Genomic DNA, 17989 nt, shown 5'->3' with positions numbered 1-17989 from the left:
ATGGCTTCCACGAAAACTGATGCAGCCGCCGGCGCGAAGCACAAGCCGGTGGGGCAGAACATCTCCGAGACCCGTCGGGTCGCGCGGATCCGTCGGCACGCCCGGTTGCGCAAGAAGGTCTCCGGCACCGCCGACGCCCCGCGTCTGATGGTCAACCGGTCGTCCCGGCACATCCACGTCCAGCTCATCGACGATCTCGCCGGCGTCACCGTCGCCGCGGCCTCGTCCATCGAGCCCGATGTGCGTGCCGTCGACGGCGACAAGAAGGCACAGAGCGTGCGGGTCGGTCAGCTGATCGCCGAGCGCGCCAAGGCAGCCGGTGTCGAGACGGTCGTGTTCGACCGTGGCGGCTACACCTACGGCGGCCGGATCGCCGCGCTGGCCGATGCCGCGCGCGAGGGCGGGCTGAAATTCTGATGACTGACAACGAGAGGACTGCATGATGGCCGACCAGGCTGGCGCCGGTTCGGCGCAGGACAATCGCGGCGGCCGCGGAGATCGCGGCGGCCGAGGCCGTGACGATCGTGGCGGCCGTGGCCGCGGCGACGACCGCGGTGAGAAGAGCAACTACATCGAGCGCGTCGTCACCATCAACCGCGTCTCCAAGGTGGTCAAGGGTGGTCGGCGCTTCAGCTTCACCGCGCTGGTCATCGTCGGTGACGGCAACGGCATGGTCGGCGTCGGCTACGGCAAGGCCAAGGAAGTTCCGGCCGCCATCGCCAAGGGCGTCGAGGAAGCTCGCAAGAACTTCTTCCGCGTGCCGCTGATCGGCAGCACCATCGTGCACCCGGTCCAGGGTGAGGCCGCGGCCGGTGTCGTGATGCTGCGTCCGGCCAGCCCCGGTACCGGTGTCATCGCCGGCGGTGCTTGCCGCGCCGTGCTCGAATGCGCCGGGGTGCACGACGTCCTGGCCAAGTCGCTGGGTAGCGATAACGCGATCAACGTGGTGCACGCCACCGTCGCCGCACTCAAGATGATCCAGCGGCCCGAAGAGGTGGCGGCCCGTCGTGGCCTGTCCATCGAGGATGTGGCGCCGGCCGGCATGCTCAAGGCCCGGCGCGAAAGCGAGGCGCTGGCCGCCAGTGCCGCGCGTGAGGGGTCGGCATAGTCATGGCAGAACTCAAGATCACCCAGGTGCGCGGGACCATCGGCGCACGCTGGAAGCAGCGCGAAAGCCTGCGCACGCTGGGGCTGCGGAAGATCCGCCAGTCCGTCGTCCGTGAGGACAACGCTCAGACCCGGGGTCTGATCAAGACCGTGCATCACCTCATCACGGTCGAGGAGGTCTAGGAATCATGAGTGTCATCAAGCTGCACGACCTGAAGCCGGCCCCCGGCTCGAAGACGAAGAAGACCCGCGTCGGCCGCGGTGAAGGCTCCAAGGGTAAGACCGCGGGTCGCGGCACCAAGGGCACCAAGGCCCGCAAGAACGTCCCCGCGACGTTCGAGGGTGGCCAGATGCCGATCCACATGCGGCTCCCGAAGCTCAAGGGCTTCAAGAACCGCTTCCGGGTGGCCTACGAGGTCGTCAACGTCGGCGATATCGCCAAGGCGTTCCCGCAGGGCGGCACCGTCGGTGTCGACGAACTGGTGGGCAAGGGTCTGGTTCGCAAGAACACCCTGGTGAAGGTCCTCGGCGACGGCAAGCTGTCCGTCAAGGTCGACGTCACGGCCAACAAGTTCAGCGGCTCCGCGCGCGAGGCCATCACGGCCGCCGGCGGTTCGGCCACCGAGCTGTAGAAGTCTCTGACCGCGAAGGCCCCTGCTTCGGCAGGGGCCTTTTGCGTTGCCCGGCCGCGCGGGTCCATCTCCGTGAGTTCAGCCAGATGCCGGTGAGCGTCGAGTTGGCTGACGCCAGGGCGCTCGCTGCGCCTGTTCGCCTACCTGGGTTCAGTCGACCACCGGCGCAGGCCGTCGCCGCCGGTAGGCTCGGAAGATGTTCGGATTCCTCCCCAGCCTGCCCGGTCCCGACGACCTGAAGTCCTTGGTCCGCAAGGTCGACACCGCCCGTCACAACGGTGTGCCCGACGGCTGTGTGCTCGAGCTCGACCTGCAGTCCGCGCCGCCCGAGTCGCTCGGCTTCGATCCGCTGGCGCTGATATCTCTCGGCGGGAAGCCGTTGACGCTGCGGCAAACGGTCGACGCGCTGCACCGCGCCGCCGAGGACGACCGGGTCGCCGGGCTGATCGCGCGGATCCAGCTGTCCGCCGCGGCGCCGGGTCCGGTGCAGGAGTTGCGGGACGCCATCGCGCTGTTCGGCACGGCCAAGCCCACCCTGGCCTGGGCGGAGACCTACCCGGGAACGTTGTCCTACTACCTGGCTTCGGCCTTCGGTGAGGTATGGATGCAGCCCTCGGGCACGGTCGGCCTGATCGGATTCGCCACCAGCGCGCTGTTCCTGCGCAGCGCCCTGGACAAGGCGGGGATCGAGGCGCAGTTCGTGGCCCGCGGCGAATACAAGTCGGCGGCAAACCTTTTCACCCAGGACAGCTATACGGACGCGCACCGCGAAGCGGACACCGCGCTGATCGGCAGCCTGCACGCGCAGGTGCTGCACGCGGTCGCCGAGTCCCGTCATCTCGACACCGCCACCGTGGACGCGCTCGCCGACCAGGCGCCGCTGCTGCGGGACGCCGCGGTGTCGGCAAAGCTGGTCGACCGCATCGGATTCCGTGACGAGGCCTACGCGCGGATCGCCGAGCTCACCGGCGCCCCGGCGCAAGCCGATGGCGACGATGCGCCGCCACGGCTGTTCCTGTCCCGGTACGCCAAGGCGAACTCTTTCAAACCTGCTCCGCCGATCCCGGGCCGCAAGACCAAGCCGACGGTGGCCGTGGTGACCCTCGACGGTCCGATCGTCAGTGGCCGGGGCGGCCCGCAGATGCTGCCGTTCGGGAACTCCAGTGCCGGTGGTGACACCATCGCGGCGGCACTGCGCGAAGCCGTCGCCGACGACGACGTGTCGGCCATCGTGTTGCGGGTGAACAGTCCGGGCGGGTCGGTCACCGGCTCGGAAACCATTTGGCGGGAGGTGGTTCGGGCCACCGAAGCCGGCAAACCGGTGATCGCATCGATGGGCGCGGTGGCGGCGTCCGGCGGATACTACGTGTCGATGGCGGCCGACGAGATCGTCGCCAACGCCGGCACCATCACCGGCTCGATCGGCGTCGTGACCGGCAAACTGGTGTCCCGTCAGCTCAAGGACAAGTTGGGTGTCGGCTCGGATTCGGTGCGCACCAACGCGAATGCCGACGCGTGGTCGAGCAACGAGCGTTTCACCCCGCAGCAGCAGGCGCATGTGGAGGCCGAGGCGGACCTGTTCTACGCCGATTTCGTCCAACGGGTCGCCGACGGGCGTGGCCTCGCGGTGGCGGCGGTCGAGGAGGTGGCGCGGGGCCGGGTGTGGACCGGTGCGGACGCCCGAGAACGGGGACTGGTCGACGAACTCGGCGGGCTGCGTACGGCGATCGACCGGGCAAAGGTTCGCGCCGGCCTCGAGCCCGAAACCGACGTCCGGATCGTCAACTACCCGGGTTCGTCGGTGCGCGACATGCTGAGGCCCAAGGCGTCCTCCCAGCCGGCCGCGGCGTCGGTGCCCCATGCGCTCGGCGCGCTGCTGAGCAGTTCGGTGGCGGGCGCCTTCGACCAGGCGGAACGCTCCATCGGCGGGGCTCACGCACTATGGCTGGGCGACCTCAGGTTCTGATGCCGGCTGCTCGCCCCCCGGCGATCGGGCTTGCGTCTATCGTGGTCGGGTCGGTGCAGGTGAGTCGAACGGAAGGCAGGCACCATGAGCGCTGTGCCCGTGCGGCTGGCCATCGTCAACGACTACGAACTGATCGTCGCCGGTCTGGCCGCACTGCTCGAGCCCTACCGTGACCGGTTGCGCATCGTCGAACTCGACCTACGGACCGATGTGCACAGCCCGGTCGATATCGCGATCTGGGATACGTTCGCCGCCGCGCAAGGGGACCGCACCGACGTCAGCGACCTCGTCGACCGACCGCATATCGGTCGAGTTGTGGTGTACTCCTGGAATATTGACCAGCTGCTGATCGACCGTTCGATGGCGGGCGGGGTCAGCGGCTATCTTGCCAAGTCGTTGCCGGTGGACCGCCTGGTCGACTCCCTGGAGCGGATCCACGCCGGCGAGACGCTCGTCGAACGCGGCGACGGCAGCATGTCGATGCCCATGCCGTGGCCCGGTCGGCACGCCGGCCTTTCGGCCCGTGAAGCGGAGGTCCTCGCGCTGATCACCCAGGGGCGAACGAACAACGAGATCGCCGAGATCTGCTACCTGTCGATCAACACGGTGAAGTCGGTGGTGCGTTCGGCCTATCGCAAACTCGGGGTGACCCGGCGCGCGCAGGCCGTCGCCTGGGGCCTGGAACACGATTTCCGGCCCGACACGGCCCGGGTACGGCCCTGAGGCACTGGGATCACACCCTTAAGGGTGTAGTTCGCCGCCGGGCCGAGGCGTTGACTGAACAGGGTGCGGACACTCATCGATCAACGACTGCGGTCACGGCTGCCCGAGGGTGGGTGCTTCGAGGTCTCCGCGGCGCTCGCCGTCGCCACCGAGCTGTCCGACCTGCAGTACCGGCCCGGTGACGGGCGCACCCACGAGTATCTGAGCACCCTTGCCACCCTCGGCCTTGCCGACGCGTCGCTGGCCCGCGTCGTCGAACCCCATCTGGACGCGCACGCGATCCTGCGGCAGGCCGGCGTCGGCCCCGAGATCACCGCGATCGGTGCGGACCGCGGCTCCACCTGGGGCGTCTACGCCGCGCATGCACCCGGAATGGGGCTGACGGCGATCGGCGATCAGCACGGCTGGACGTTGACGGGGACCAAGCCTTGGTGTTCCCTGGCCGGGCAGCTGTCGCATGCGGTGATCACCGCCGAGGTTGCCGGGCGGGGGCAGCAGGCATTCGCGGTCCGCTTGGACCCGGAACACGTCAGCGTGGTGCCGACCCGGTGGGTCTCGCGTGGTCTGGCCGGTATACCCAGCGGACCCATCGAGGTGCGGGAGCTGCCCGCCGTGCCGTTGGGGCACCCTGGCTGGTATGTGCAGCGGCCGGGTTTCGCGTGGGGCGGGATAGGTGTGGCAGCCGTCTGGTACGGCATCGCCCTGGCGTTTCGCGAACGCATGGTGTCCAGGCTGGCCGAACGGGCTGCCGACCCGATAGCGCTTGCGCAGTTCGGGGGCGTCGACGAGGGCATGTTCAGCGCGGCGACCGGTCTGGACCACGCCGCCGAGGCGATCGACGCCGGCGCCGCCGACCCGATGTTGCTCGCGCAGCGGGTACGGGCCACCGTGGCCCGGGTGTGCGAACACGTCATGCTCACCGCGGGGCACCTGCTCGGCCCCGGCCCACTTGTCGGTGAGGAGCCCTACGCCCGGCGGGTGGCCGACCTGGGCGTGTATCTGCGACAGCACCACGGGCAACGCGATCTGGCCCATCTCGGCGAGCTCGCGGCCGCCGCTGCGGGGTACGACCATGACTGAGGCCCGGCCGTTCACCCACCGGGACAGCGGGACCGACGAGCCCACCTGGCTGCTCGACGCGGAGTGGGACACCGTACCGCGACTCGATCTGGCGGCGATCACCGCGCGGTGCCCACACATCCTCGTGGTGGCGCCACATCCCGATGACGAAACACTGTCGCTGGGAGCAACACTGGCAGACCTGAGTGCATCGGGCGCGGATGTCACCGTGGTCTTCCTCACCCACGGGGGAGATGGTCCGGCGGCAACCCCGCGCCGCATCGAAGGGGATCGCGCCATCGCGGTGCTCGGCGGCCAGATCGCCACACTGTGGTGGGATCTGCCCGACGGCGAACTGGAGACGTCACACGATGACCTGCGCCGGCGGCTGGCCGGATTGATCGACGAGCGCACCGTGGTGTTCGCCCCGGTGGAGTGCGACGGTCACTGCGATCACGATGCCACCGCCCGCGCCGCCGAGGCAGCGGCACGGCAGCGGTCGGCGGTACTGCTCAACTATCCGATCTGGTTGTGGCACTGGGCGACTCCGGCAGACATCGACTGGTCTCGGCTACGGACACTGGCACCGTCGCTGCCGGGTTTGAGCGCCAAGAGGTCGGCGCTGGCCTGCTACACCAGCCAACTGCAGTCCGACGACGGTCTGCCGATCCTCGGATCGTCGGTGCTCGACCGTGCCCACCGGACCTTCGAGACGGTCCTGCTGCCCGCGGCGAGCGATCTCGCCGAGCGCGTCGACGCGGCCGTGCAGACCGGGCGCGCACGCGCTGTCATCGCCGAACCGTTCGACGCGATGATGGTGTCGGGGGAGCAGGATCCGTGGCACCTCGACGACTTCGCCTACGAGCGGCGCCGACTTGAGCTGGTGCTGGCCTGCCTGGGACGGGAACGCTATCAGCGGATCCTGGAAGTCGGCTGTGCCACTGGGCAACTCTCGGAACTGTTGACCGGCCGGGCCGACACCGTGGTGGCCATCGATGCGAGCGAACGCGCGCTGGACGTCGCGAGGAACCGGACCGACACGGTCCGGTGGATCTGCGGGGCCGTCCCCGACGATCTGCCCGAGGAGACGTTCGACGCCATCATCCTCTCCGAGATCGGATATTTTCTCGATGGCCTCGAGCTGACCGCGACACTGCGCCGGGTGCGCAGGCAGCTGACCGCCCGCGGCGAGATCGTTTTGGCGCACTGGCGTGGTCGCACCGCAGGTATCCCGCTCGACGGCGCCGCCGTGCACGCGCAGGCCGCCGCGCTGTTGGACCTGCCATTGCGGGCCCGCTACACCGATGTCGACCTGGTGGTGGAGGTATGGGGCGAGCCCGTCTCGGTCTACCGCGAATACCGCGGTGCCTCATGACGCCCATTCGTCATGCCGAGGTGGTGGTGCCGGCCCGTGATGAGCAGGCGCATATCCCGGCATGCCTGCACAGCCTGCAACGCAGCATGTCCGTGCTGCGCGCCGGAGCCCCTGGGGTCTCCTGCGGTGTCACCGTGGTGCTGAACCGCTGCACCGATGACACCGCAGAGATCGTGGGCGCCTTCGACGTTCATGTGCTCACCAGTGCCGCCGGCCGGATCGGCGCGGTGCGCCGCTCGGGCGTCGCGGCGGCGATCAGCAGGGCCCGCCGCGCGGGCGTGGAGCCCGACGCGCTGTGGATCGCGTGCACCGATGCCGACACCGTGGTGCCGGGGGACTGGCTGCGCAGACAGGTCGAGTTCGCGGACTCGGGCCAGGATGCGGTGATCGGCACCGTGACACCCGCGGATCTCAGCCCGCAGCTCTACCAGCGGTGGCTGCGCGATCACGATCTGAGCGAGGGACACGACCATGTGCACGGCGCCAATCTCGGATTCCGCGCCGATGTCTACCTGCGCGCGGGGGGCTTTCCCGACGTCGAGAGTCAGGAGGATGTTGGCCTCGTCGACCGCATCCGCGACAGCACGCCGCGCTGGATCGCCACCCACCAGACCAGCGTGCTCACGTCGGGGCGCAGTGAGTCGCGGGTGAGCGGCGGATTCGGTTCCTACATCGCCGATTTGGACGCCGAGGCGGCGCAGTGAGGATTGCCGTGATCGGGCCGTCACGCAACCCGGTGGCCGAGCCCTACGCCGGCGGACAGGAACGCTTCACCGCGATCCTGTCCAGGGGACTGCGCGCCCGGGGACACCACGTGGAGTTGTGGGCACGTGCGGGCACCGCCGCGGGGCTCGCCGATGACCTGCATGTCATGCCGGACACCCCGGAGTTGTCGACGGTCGCCTCCGGCGACCCCAACCTGCCCGAACCGGATTTCCTCGACGACCAGGTCGCCTACCTGGCAGTCGTGCGAGATCTGCTGAACCGCACCGATATCGATGCCGTTGTCAACCAGAGTCTGCATCAGCTGCCGCTGGCGTTGAGTTCGTCCCTGCGGGTGCCGATGGTCACCACACTGCACACCCCGCCGTTTCCGTGGATGGAGATCGGTGCCTGGTTGGCCGGCCCGACGTCACAATTGGTGGCGGTCAGTGCGGCGCTGCGCGCCCAATGGGAGACGTTGACCGGAGTGCGGGTCATCCACAACGGTGTCGATCCCGCGGCCTTCCCGGTGGGCCCCGGTGGTACCGACCTGGCCTGGGCCGGACGCCTCACCCCGGAGAAGGGTGCCGATATCGCCATCGCGGCCGCGGCCCGCTGTGGTCGAGTACTGCGGCTGGCCGGACCGGTCAGTGACCCGGAATGGTTCGATCGTGTCATCCGTCCAGTCCTTGGGCCGCGGGTGGAATACGTTGGTGCACTTGATGACAAAGGTCTTGCCGAGCTCTACGGGCACAGTGCGGCGACATTGGTGACACCCCGTTGGGAAGAGCCCTTCTGCCTGGTGGCCGCGGAATCCCAGATGTGTGGGACCCCCGTGGTGGGCCTGCGCCGCGGTGGCCTGCCCGAGGTCGTCGCATTGCCCGGCGGCCGGCTGGTCCCGGCCGGGGACGACGAACCCACGCGCCTGGCCGCCGTGCTGGATTCGGTGCTGCGGGAAGACCGCGACAGCATCGGGACGTCGGCGCGCATGCGGTTGAGCAGCGACCGGACGGTGGACGGCTACGAACAGTTGCTGATGCTGGCCCGGCGCACAAACGGACTGGAGGTTTCTCGATGAGTGATCGCTCTGCTGCAGAGGCGAGGCGACCATGACCAGCCAGCCGTCCCGTTGCGTCATCGAAGTGCGCCGCATCGACGGTGCCGCCGTGGTCGCGGTCCGCGGAACCGTCGATGCCCTCACGGCACCACAGTTGGAGGAGGCGATTGCCGCCGCGGCCGCGGCGGCACCCGCGGCCATCGTGGTGGATCTCGTTGCGGTGGACTTCCTTGCGTCATCGGGGATGGGCGTCCTCGTCGCCGCGCACATCGACCTGGCGCCGTCGGTGCGGGTGGCGATCGTCGCGGACGGGCCGGCGATCGGCCGGCACCTCAAGCTGATCGGCATCGCCGATATGGTGAGTGTCTTTGCCGAACTCGGCGAGGCGCTGGCCGCGCTACGCGACTGAAACCGGACCCGGCCCCTCGATGTTTAGCCCGGCGTGGAGCCGGGCACGCCACCAGGGTTGCGGTGCGTGAGGTGTTGGCGCGCGCACCGCACATGCGGCAGTCACCAGAGAGGCGGGCATGACGTTGGGTTCCAGGGCGGATGTCGATGAGGCGCCGCCTCCCGGGGTCGTCAAGCGGGCGGTGGCGGCTTCGGCGATCGGCAATGCCACCGAATGGTTCGACTACGGCATCTACGCCTACGGTGTGACGTACATTTCGGCGGCCATCTTCCCCGGTGACACCCAGCGCGCAACGCTGCTCGCGCTGATGACATTCGCGGTGTCCTTCCTGGTGCGCCCGCTCGGCGGCCTGGTCTGGGGGCCGCTCGGTGATCGGATCGGGCGAAAACAGGTTCTGGCACTGACCATCCTGTTGATGGCGGGTGCGACGCTGTGCGTTGGTCTGATTCCGTCCTACGCCGCAATCGGTACCTGGGCACCGATTCTCATGGTGGCGCTCCGCATGGTCCAGGGATTTTCCACCGGCGGCGAATACGGTGGCGCGGCGACGTTCATGGCCGAGTATGCACCGTCGCGCAGGCGCGGATTTCTGGGGAGTTTCCTGGAATTCGGCACGCTGGCCGGCTTCTCCCTGGGCGCCTGCCTGATGCTCGGGTGTTCGCTGTTGCTGACCGAGGATCAGATGGGTGAATGGGGCTGGCGGTTACCGTTCCTGGTCGCCGCACCGCTCGGCCTGGTCGGCGTGTACCTGCGTTCGCGGCTGGCGGACACACCGGTGTTCCGAGACCTCGCCGAGTCCGACGACACTGCCGACACCACATCGAGGCAGTTCAAGGATTTGGTGGCCGGGTACTGGCGCCCGATCCTGCGGCTCGGTGGCCTCGTGGTGGCACTGAACGTGGTCAACTACACGCTGCTGACGTATATGCCCACCTATCTGGAGCAGTCCATCGGACTGTCGGCGAATCTCTCACTGGTGGTGCCGATCATCGGCATGGTCGCGATGATGGTGTTTGTTCCGTTCGCCGGAATGCTCTCAGACCGGCTGGGCCGCAAGCCGCTCTGGTGGTTCTCGCTCATCGGACTGTTCGTGGCCGGTGTCCCGATGTTCCTGGTGATGGGCACTGGAGTGGGCGGCGCCATCCTCGGATTCGCGGTGCTCGGACTGCTCTATGTGCCGCAGCTGGCCACGATCTCGGCCACCTTCCCCGCGATGTTCCCCACCCAGGTGCGTTTCGCCGGATTCGCCATCGCCTACAACGTGTCCACCTCGATCTTCGGGGGCACCGCCCCGGCGGTCAACGATTGGCTGGTCGGTGTCACCGGAAGCAACCTGGTCCCTGCGTATTACATGATGGCCGCGTGTGCGATCGGAGCGGTGGCGCTGGCCGGGATTCCGGAGACCGCGCGGTGTCCGATCACCGGAACCGAGACCCCGGGCACCGCGGCGGCGCCCCGTCAGTTGGACTACGCAGATTCCTAGCCGTTGATCAGGGCAAGGTGCCGCTGAGATAGACGATCTCGCCGAGTACGTCCCGGTCACCGAATTCGGGTCTGGGCAGGCCGTACCTGGCGAACAATTCGGTACGCGGCACGCCCGTCATCTGCCAGCCCTTGCCCGCGAGATAGTCCGCCGCGGACTGTCGTTCACCGTGATAGATCAACGACGGCATGTCCATGTCGAGCCCGAGCCGGGTGAAGGCGTCCGTCGATGCGCGCGCCTGCTCGGGATCGAAATCCCGGAGACCGGGCACGAATTCGGTGGCGACTGTGCTGCCCGGTGCGCTGAGGGCGTGGATGTTGTCGAACAGCCGGTCCTGCGCCTCGGGCGGCAGATAGATCAGCAACCCCTCGGCGCACCACGCCGTGGGCCGGTTCGGGTCCAGGCCCGCCGCCCGCATCGCCGTCGGCCAGTCCTCGCGCAGGTCGATGGGCACGGTCCGGCGTTCGGCGGTGGGGGAGGCGCCCAGATCGGCCAGTGTGCGGGTCTTGAACTCGACCACGTCGGGCTGGTCCACCTCGTAGACCACGGTGCCGTCGGCCCACGGCAGCCGGTAGGCGCGGGAGTCCAGGCCGGCGGCCAGGATGACCGCCTGGCGGATGCCGGATTCCCCGGCGGCGATGAAGTAGTCGTCGAAGAACCGTGTCCGGACCGCCATCTCGTCGATATTGGACTTGACCTGCGCGGCGGCCTCCGGGGCCACCTCGGCGATGTCGATCTTCCCGTCGACCATCATGGTGAACGCCTCGATGCCGACCGCGCGGACCAGGGGTGCGGCCCACGGGTCGTCGATCAAGCCGTGCTCGTCGGCGCTGGCGATGGCGCGCCCCACCGCGACCATGGTGGCCGTCGCGCCCACACTGGAGGCCAGGTCCCAGCTGTCACCCTCAGAACGTGCCATGCGGCGTCCTCATCTCGGTTCACCTTCCCGTGGGTTCGTTGGCCCACGCGTCGCGGCCAGATATTTTTTGAGTCTTCCAGCATTGCGGTCGCGGCCGGACCGTGCCCTCACTTCACCGCGGTGATGTATTCGGCCTGCGCGACGGGCTGGGTGTCTGCCAGCCGGGGCAGGCCGTACTTCTCCAGCAGATCATTGGTCGGGATGGAGGAGGTTTGCCAGCCGAGCTCGGTCAGATGCGTGCCGGCGTCGGTGCGCTCCCCGAGGTAGACGAGCTCACTGAAGTCCAGGTCGAATCCGTGCGAGGACCACCGGTCGGTCACGGTCTTCATCCGCTGGGTGAGGGCTTCCTGGTCGATGTCGCCGGTGCCGGGGACGGCCTCGGCGGCGACGCGGCTGCCGGCTGCGCTGTTCGTGGTGATCTGGTCGAGTAGCCGATCCTGCGCCTCGGACGGCAGGTAGCCGAACAGGCCTTCGGCGATCCATGCCGTCGGCGCCGCCGGGTCGAAGCCCGCCGCGCGCAGGGCGCTCACCCAGTCGTCGCGTAGATCGGCCGCGACGGCGCGGCGGTCCGTGGTGGGCTGCGCGCCCAGGTCGGTCAGCGTCCGGGACTTGAACTCGATCACCTCGGCTTGGTCGATCTCGAACACCACGGTGCCGGCGGGCCACTGGAGGCGGTAGGCGCGGGAGTCCAGTCCGGCGGCCAGGATGACGGCCTGCCGCACACCCGATGCCACGGCTTCTACGAAGAAGTCGTCGAAGAAGCGGGTGCGCGCAGCCATTCCGTTGGCGAAGTGCGCGATGTTCATCTGTGGGTCGTCGCCGAGGTCGGCCGCGGTGAGTGTGCCGTCGACGAGTTTGGTGAAGAAGTCCACGCCCACCGCCCGGACCAGGGGAGCGGCGAACGGGTCGTTGATCACGGGTTCGGGCGCCGCCGACGCCATCGCGCGGGCCGCCGCCACCATCGTCGCGGTGGCGCCCACGCTGGACGCCAGGTCCCAGGTGTCTCCGTCGGTACGGGCCATGGTGGTCTCCTCTGCACAATTTAATTAGCTGATGTAATGAACACCCTCGACTGTACGCTTCGATTCGCCCTTGACCGCGTCAACGACTGGGTGCTGCGGACAAGGGCGGTGCGGGTTGGAGCTGTTACTCTCGTAGACTGTTTGACGCGCGACTCTGCAGGCAGTGAACCTGCAGGTAGATTGCGCGAGACTTAACCAAACGCTGGATCAACCCAGCCCCATTTGCACGCCGCGCGATTGAAGTCGGCTGCGCAGGAGGAAGAGTGCTTTCGGCTTTCATCTCGTCGCTGCGGACTGCCGACCTCAGGCGCAAGATCCTGTTCACCCTCGGGTTGGTCATTCTGTACCGCGTCGGCGCGACCATCCCGTCGCCGGGTGTCAACTACCCGAACGTGCAGCAGTGCATCGAGCAGGTCAGCGGCGGTGACTCGGCGCAGATCTACTCCCTGATCAACCTGTTCTCCGGTGGCGCGCTGCTGCAGCTGTCGGTGTTCGCGGTCGGCGTGATGCCCTACATCACGGCCAGCATCATCGTGCAGCTGCTCACCGTGGTCATCCCACGCTTCGAGCAGCTGAAGAAGGAGGGTCAGGCCGGGCAGGCCAAGATGACCCAGTACACCCGTTACCTGTCGATCGCCCTGGCGATCCTGCAGGCCACCAGCATCGTGGCGCTGGCCGCCAACGGTGGCCTGATGCAGGGCTGCAGCCTGGACATCATCGACGACTCGTCGATCTTCGGCCTGATCGTCATCGTGTTGGTGATGACCGCGGGCGCCGCCCTGGTCATGTGGATGGGCGAGCTGGTCACCGAGCGCGGAATCGGCAACGGCATGTCGCTGCTGATCTTCGCTGGTATCGCGGCCCGCATCCCCGCCGAGGGTAAGGCGATCCTGGATGCCCGTGGCGGCATGGTGTTCACCTTTGTCTGCGTCGGAGCGCTGGCCGTGCTGGTCGGCGTGGTGTTCGTCGAGCAGGGGCAGCGCCGCATCCCGGTGCAATACGCCAAGCGCATGGTGGGCCGGCGCATGTACGGCGGTACCTCGACCTACCTCCCGCTGAAGGTCAACCAGGCCGGCGTCATCCCGGTGATCTTCGCGTCCTCGCTGATCTACATCCCGCAGCTGGTCACCCAGCTCATCGACAGCGGTCGCGACAATCCGGGCACCGGCTGGTGGAGTTCGTTCGTGGCCAACCATCTGTCCAACCCGACGGACCCGGTCCACATCGCCTTCTACTTCGGCCTGATCATCTTCTTCACGTATTTCTACGTCTCCATCACGTTCAACCCGGAGGAACGGGCCGACGAGATGAAGAAGTTCGGCGGGTTCATCCCCGGTATCCGCCCGGGCAAGCCGACCGCGGATTACCTGCGCTTCGTGCTGAGCCGCATCACCCTGCCGGGCTCGATCTACCTGGGCGTGATCGCGGTGCTCCCGAACGTGGTGCTGCAGGCCGGCAGCGGTGGCGCTACCCTGCAGAACCTGCCCTTCGGCGGCGTCGCGGTGCTGATCATGATCGGCGTGGGGTTGGATACCGTGAAGCAGATCGAGAGCCAGCTGATGCAGCGCAACTACGAAGGTTTCTTGAAGTGAGAGAGGGTTCGCCGAAATTGAGAATCGTATTGCTCGGACCTCCCGGTGCCGGAAAAGGAACCCAGGCGGAGAAGCTCGCCGCCCAGCTCGGCATCCCGCAGATCTCGACCGGTGACCTGTTCCGCCACAACATCGGCGCCGGCACCCCGCTCGGTGTGGAAGCCAAGAAGTACCTGGACGCCGGCGACCTGGTGCCCGCAACCCTGACCAACGCGCTCGTCGACGACCGTATCGACCATGACGATGCGGCCTCCGGCTTCATCCTGGACGGATATCCGCGCTCAGTGGAGCAGGCCGAGGCGCTCAAGGAGATGCTGGCCAAGCGCGGCCTGAAGCTCGACGCGGTGCTGGAGTTCCGGGTGTCCGAGGACGAGTTGCTCGAGCGGCTCAAGGGCCGCGGCCGCGCGGACGATACCGAAGAGGTCATCCGTAACCGGATGGCGGTGTACAACGCCGAGACCGCGCCGCTACTGGACTACTACGCCGGCGAACTGAAGACCGTGGAAGCCGTCGGCACCCTGGACGAGGTGTTCGCCCGGGCGTTGCAGGCGCTCGGCCAGTAGTCGGGACCCGTCATGATCGGCCATTCGTGATCAGCGTGCCGGGCCTGCGTCGTAAGGTCGTCCCCCAGCGCAGTCCCGGTGAGCTCGACGCCATGGCGGCCGCCGGTGCGCTGGTGGCCGCCGCGTTGAAGGCCGTCCGGCAGGCCGCCGCCCCGGGTGTCTCCACCGGTGAACTCGACCGGATCGCCGAAGCCGTGATCCGCGACGGCGGCGGCGTCCCGTCCTTTCTCGGTTACCACGGCTTCCCGGCGACCGTCTGTGCGTCGGTCAACGACCGCGTCGTGCACGGCATCCCGTCCGACGCCGAGGTGCTCGTCGCCGGTGACCTGGTATCCATCGACTGCGGTGCGATCCTCGACGACTGGCACGGTGACTCCGCCATCACCTTCGGGGTCGGCGCCTTGATCCCGGCCGACGAACTGCTCTCCGAGGCCACCCGGGCGTCCATGGAGGCGGGGATCGCCGCGATGGTGCCGGGCAACCGGCTGACCGACGTCTCCCACGCGATCGAGGTCGGCACCCGTGCCGCCGAGTCCCGCGATGACCGCAAGTACGGCATCGTGGCGGGCTACGGCGGGCACGGCATCGGCCGCGAGATGCACATGGACCCGTTCCTGCCGAACGAGGGGTCACCGGGACGGGGGCCCTACCTGGAGATCGGCTCGGTATTGGCGATCGAGCCGATGCTGACCCTGGGGACCGCGAACACCAAGGTGCTCGCCGATGACTGGACCGTGGTCACCACCGACGGCTCCCGCGCGGCGCATTGGGAGCACACCGTGGCCGTCACCGCCGACGGGCCGCGGATCCTGACGCTCTGACCCGCCGGGTCAGAGCGTCTCCTGGTCGGCGGCCAGGAGGGTGAGCGTCTCCCAGTTCTGCTGTGTGGCCGCCGCTGCCGCATCGGCGTCTCCGCGCCGGCAGAGTTCGATGATCCGGTCGTGTTGTTCGATCGACTCACGTCCGGACAGCGACGAGAAGCGCAGGAACTCGAGCCGTCGGAGCACCGGGGTCACCGATTCCAGCGCCACCGGAATCACCTGGTTCGCACTCGCCTCGACGGCGACCTGGTGAAACCGATCGTCGGCCCGTAGCGCCGCCGCGGGGTCGCCCGCGGTGAGCGCGTCGGCGAACTCCGTGTTGGCTTCCGTCATGGCGGCGAACTCGCCCTCGCCCATCAGCGGCACCGCGATGCGCACCGCGAGGGCGTGCATGGCGGCGGCAACGGCCTGCGCGTCGAGGACGGCCTTGCGGTCTATGGTCGACACGACCGTCGACCGTCCGGGCATGGTGTGCACCAGTCCGGCCGTCTCCAGGCGCGCCATCGCCTCTCGGATCGGTGTCCGGCTGATGCCCAGCCATTTCTCCAGCTCCGGGTCGCGGAGTTTCTCCCCGGGCGCCAACGTGCCGTTGACGATGGCGTCCCGCAGCGACAGGTAGGCCTGCTCGCGCAGCAGCGACCTTTTGTGTCTGCCCTGTTCACCCGGTACCGGCATGCCCAGGATCTTAGTTTGCGTGCCGGTGCGCACCTGCTCGTGCACGCTCGGTCGCACTACGGTGGCGGATCAGATCGGCGGCCTTCTCGCCGATCATGATGGTCGCCGCATTGGTGTTGACCGACACGATGCTGGGCATGACCGAGGCGTCGGCCACCCGCAGGCCGGTGAGTCCGTGTACGCGGAGTTCCGGGTCGACGACGGTCTCGGGGCCGGTACCCATCGCGGCGCTGCCGACCGGGTGGTAGTACGTACCGGTGGCGCGGGCGATGAACGCGCGCAGCGCCGCGTCGTCGGTGGCGTCGGGACCGGGCAGCACTTCGCGGCCCCGCCACGGCGCGAACGCCCGGCCGGCCGCAATCTCGCGCGCCACCGTCAGCCCGTGCAGCATCCGCTTCCTGTCGGACTCCACGCCGAGGTAGTTCGGGTCGATCACCGGGGCCATCGTCGGATCCGGTCCGGCCAGCCGAACGGTGCCGCGCGCCTCGGGGACCGTGGTGAACCCGATCGTGAAGCTGTTCGCGGGCGCCGACAGGTGTGGTGGGTGGAAGGGCACGTGAATGAACATCAGTTGCATATCCGGGCCGGCAAGCGCTTCGTCGCTGCGCCACAACATCGACGTCTCCGCCAAATTGGTGCGCCCCGCCGGGATCGGTTGCAGCGCTTCGTGGACGAGGCCGCAGAGCGGATGGTCGTGCAGGTTGCGACCCACACCGGGCAGGTCGTGGCGCACCGGGACTTCTGCGGTGGCGAGGTCACCGGCCGGGCCGATGCCGGACAGCAGCAGCAGGCGAGGGGTATCCACCGTGCCGGCACTGAGCACCACCTCGGCGCGGGCCCGCACTTTCACGAGCTGGCCAGCACGGTCGAATTCCACACCGATACAGTGGTTTCCGTCGAAGAGCAGTTGATGTGCCCGCGCTTCGGTGGCCACGTGCAGGTTCGGGCGGCCGGCTCGCACCGGGTGCAGGTAGGCCGCGGCGGCGCTCTGTCGGACACCACCGGATATCGAAAGATCATGCCAGCCGGCACCTTCGGGATGGGCGCCGTTGAAATCGTCGGTCAGCGCGAAGCCCGCTTCTGCGGCGCTGTCGAGGAACACCTGCGAGAGGGGATTGGCCACCTCGGGCGCCGCTGGGGCGGGCAACATCGGCCCCGTCGAACCGCGGTAGCGGGGGTCGCGCCCCGGGGCCGATTCCATGCGCTGGAAATACGGCAGGACAGATTCGTAATCCCATCCTGTGCAACCACGGTCGGCCCAGCGGTCGAAATCGTTCGGATGTCCGCGCAGATAGACCATGGCGTTGATGGCGCTGCTGCCACCGAGGGTTCGTCCGCGCGGCCAGTTGTGGGAGATCCCGCCGGTGCCTGGCTGTGCCACAGTGCGATACCCGTGATCGACAGCGCTGCCCCACAGCGCGGGCCACGCCGGCGGCTCGGCGATCTCGGGATGGGAGTCGGCCGGGCCCGCTTCCAGGAGCAGCACGTCGATGTCCGGATCTTCGGTGAGCCTGCTGGCCACCACGCAACCTGCCGAACCCGCCCCGACGACGATGTAGTCGTACTCTCGTGCCGGGTCATCGATGCTGCGGTTCACCATGTTTCGCATCAGCTTCGGGTGGCATCCGCGGCTTCGCTGATCACCGAACGGCCGTAGGAATGGCCGGCGAGGCCGCGCAGCGGATTGGCTGCCGCGATGACCTGGGTGGCTCCGCTGCTGCGCCGGCGCAACCGGCGCTCAGGGCGGCCGCAGAAGACGCTTCGGTCAAGGTGATGAGAGCGGTGCGGATGTTCATCGATCGTCTCCGAGTAGTGGGGTAACGGCAATATATTGCATATTACTGGTGGAATCCAGCGGTGGGAGCCGGTTGCGTTCAGCGTCGG

19 protein-coding genes are annotated in these 17989 nt (G+C 68.2%); 15 read left to right on the top strand and 4 right to left on the bottom strand.

Annotated elements, in window-relative coordinates:
- The 12 genes from rplR (at position 1) to A7U43_RS25040 (ending at position 10513) form a co-directional block, all read left to right on the top strand.
- Positions 1 to 417 carry a 50S ribosomal protein L18 gene (gene rplR / locus A7U43_RS25095; protein WP_068000373.1) on the top strand — a complete coding sequence of 139 codons (417 nt, stop codon included), beginning with the start codon at positions 1 to 3 and terminating at the stop codon, positions 415 to 417.
- Positions 418 to 442: 25 nt separating this feature from the next.
- Positions 443 to 1108: a 30S ribosomal protein S5 gene (gene rpsE, locus A7U43_RS25090; RefSeq protein WP_082902476.1), complete on the top strand. Its 666-nt coding sequence runs from the start codon at positions 443 to 445 to the stop codon at positions 1106 to 1108.
- A gap of 2 nt (positions 1109 to 1110) precedes the next feature.
- Positions 1111 to 1290 (top strand): 50S ribosomal protein L30, encoded by a 180-nt coding sequence (gene rpmD, locus A7U43_RS25085; RefSeq protein ID WP_057167049.1) that lies wholly within the window; start codon positions 1111 to 1113, stop codon positions 1288 to 1290.
- A 5-nt stretch (positions 1291 to 1295) separates the two neighbouring features.
- Positions 1296 to 1739 (top strand): 50S ribosomal protein L15, encoded by a 444-nt coding sequence (gene rplO / locus A7U43_RS25080; RefSeq protein ID WP_068000366.1) that lies wholly within the window; start codon positions 1296 to 1298, stop codon positions 1737 to 1739.
- Between the two features lie 196 nt (positions 1740 to 1935).
- The gene (sppA, locus tag A7U43_RS25075; protein WP_068000364.1) at positions 1936 to 3705 is read left to right on the top strand and encodes a signal peptide peptidase SppA; all 1770 of its coding nucleotides are present in this window, start codon (positions 1936 to 1938) and stop codon (positions 3703 to 3705) included.
- Between the two features lie 84 nt (positions 3706 to 3789).
- Positions 3790 to 4428 (top strand): helix-turn-helix transcriptional regulator, encoded by a 639-nt coding sequence (locus tag A7U43_RS25070; RefSeq protein ID WP_068000361.1) that lies wholly within the window; start codon positions 3790 to 3792, stop codon positions 4426 to 4428.
- Between the two features lie 63 nt (positions 4429 to 4491).
- A complete protein-coding gene (locus A7U43_RS25065; RefSeq protein ID WP_082902308.1) occupies positions 4492 to 5508 on the top strand; it encodes an acyl-CoA dehydrogenase family protein in 1017 nt (338 codons plus the stop codon).
- The gene (locus A7U43_RS25060; protein WP_068000356.1) at positions 5501 to 6862 is read left to right on the top strand and encodes a bifunctional PIG-L family deacetylase/class I SAM-dependent methyltransferase; all 1362 of its coding nucleotides are present in this window, start codon (positions 5501 to 5503) and stop codon (positions 6860 to 6862) included. The genes A7U43_RS25065 and A7U43_RS25060 overlap by 8 nt, the downstream gene beginning before the upstream one ends.
- Entirely contained in the window at positions 6859 to 7566 is a 708-nt protein-coding gene (locus tag A7U43_RS25055) for a glycosyltransferase family 2 protein (RefSeq protein WP_068000355.1), read from the top strand. The genes A7U43_RS25060 and A7U43_RS25055 overlap by 4 nt, the downstream gene beginning before the upstream one ends.
- Positions 7563 to 8642, top strand: a complete 1080-nt coding sequence (locus tag A7U43_RS25050) for a glycosyltransferase (protein WP_068000352.1) — start codon at positions 7563 to 7565, stop codon at positions 8640 to 8642. Before A7U43_RS25055 ends, A7U43_RS25050 begins: the two co-directional genes overlap by 4 nt.
- Positions 8643 to 8673: 31 nt before the next feature.
- Entirely contained in the window at positions 8674 to 9030 is a 357-nt protein-coding gene (locus A7U43_RS25045) for an STAS domain-containing protein (RefSeq protein ID WP_068000349.1), read from the top strand.
- 118 nt (positions 9031 to 9148) lie between these two features.
- A complete protein-coding gene (locus tag A7U43_RS25040) occupies positions 9149 to 10513 on the top strand; it encodes an MFS transporter (protein WP_068000347.1) in 1365 nt (454 codons plus the stop codon).
- A gap of 7 nt (positions 10514 to 10520) precedes the next feature.
- Here A7U43_RS25040 and A7U43_RS25035 read toward each other — a convergent pair whose 3' ends face one another.
- Together A7U43_RS25035 and A7U43_RS25030 are read right to left on the bottom strand one after the other, a co-directional pair.
- Complete coding sequence (locus tag A7U43_RS25035) at positions 10521 to 11432, bottom strand: class I SAM-dependent methyltransferase (protein ID WP_068000344.1); 912 nt, start codon at positions 11430 to 11432, stop codon at positions 10521 to 10523.
- 107 nt (positions 11433 to 11539) lie between these two features.
- A complete protein-coding gene (locus A7U43_RS25030) occupies positions 11540 to 12454 on the bottom strand; it encodes a class I SAM-dependent methyltransferase (protein ID WP_068000341.1) in 915 nt (304 codons plus the stop codon).
- 263 nt (positions 12455 to 12717) lie between these two features.
- Here A7U43_RS25030 and secY point away from each other — a divergent pair, with 263 nt between their 5' ends.
- From secY to map, 3 genes are read left to right on the top strand one after another with little or no spacing between them, the layout of a single operon-like run.
- On the top strand, positions 12718 to 14046 hold the full coding sequence (gene secY, locus A7U43_RS25025) for a preprotein translocase subunit SecY (protein ID WP_068000338.1): 1329 nt from the start codon (positions 12718 to 12720) through the stop codon (positions 14044 to 14046).
- A gap of 17 nt (positions 14047 to 14063) precedes the next feature.
- Positions 14064 to 14609, top strand: coding sequence for an adenylate kinase (locus A7U43_RS25020; protein ID WP_068000334.1), 546 nt, complete (start codon positions 14064 to 14066; stop codon positions 14607 to 14609).
- Between the two features lie 26 nt (positions 14610 to 14635).
- Positions 14636 to 15430: a type I methionyl aminopeptidase gene (gene map / locus A7U43_RS25015; RefSeq protein WP_068000332.1), complete on the top strand. Its 795-nt coding sequence runs from the start codon at positions 14636 to 14638 to the stop codon at positions 15428 to 15430.
- A gap of 9 nt (positions 15431 to 15439) precedes the next feature.
- On the opposite strand, the gene A7U43_RS25010 is transcribed toward map, so the two are convergent.
- Complete coding sequence (locus A7U43_RS25010; protein WP_068003736.1) at positions 15440 to 16105, bottom strand: GntR family transcriptional regulator; 666 nt, start codon at positions 16103 to 16105, stop codon at positions 15440 to 15442.
- Positions 16106 to 16115: 10 nt separating this feature from the next.
- Positions 16116 to 17705, bottom strand: coding sequence for a GMC family oxidoreductase (locus A7U43_RS25005; RefSeq protein ID WP_068003735.1), 1590 nt, complete (start codon positions 17703 to 17705; stop codon positions 16116 to 16118).
- Positions 17706 to 17989: the final 284 nt, after the last annotated feature.

The organism is Mycobacterium adipatum, assembly GCF_001644575.1.
Taxonomy (GTDB): Bacteria; Actinomycetota; Actinomycetes; order Mycobacteriales; family Mycobacteriaceae; genus Mycobacterium; species Mycobacterium adipatum.
The sequence above is the reverse complement of the archived record's forward strand: the minus strand, read 5'-3'. Positions and strand labels throughout refer to the sequence as shown.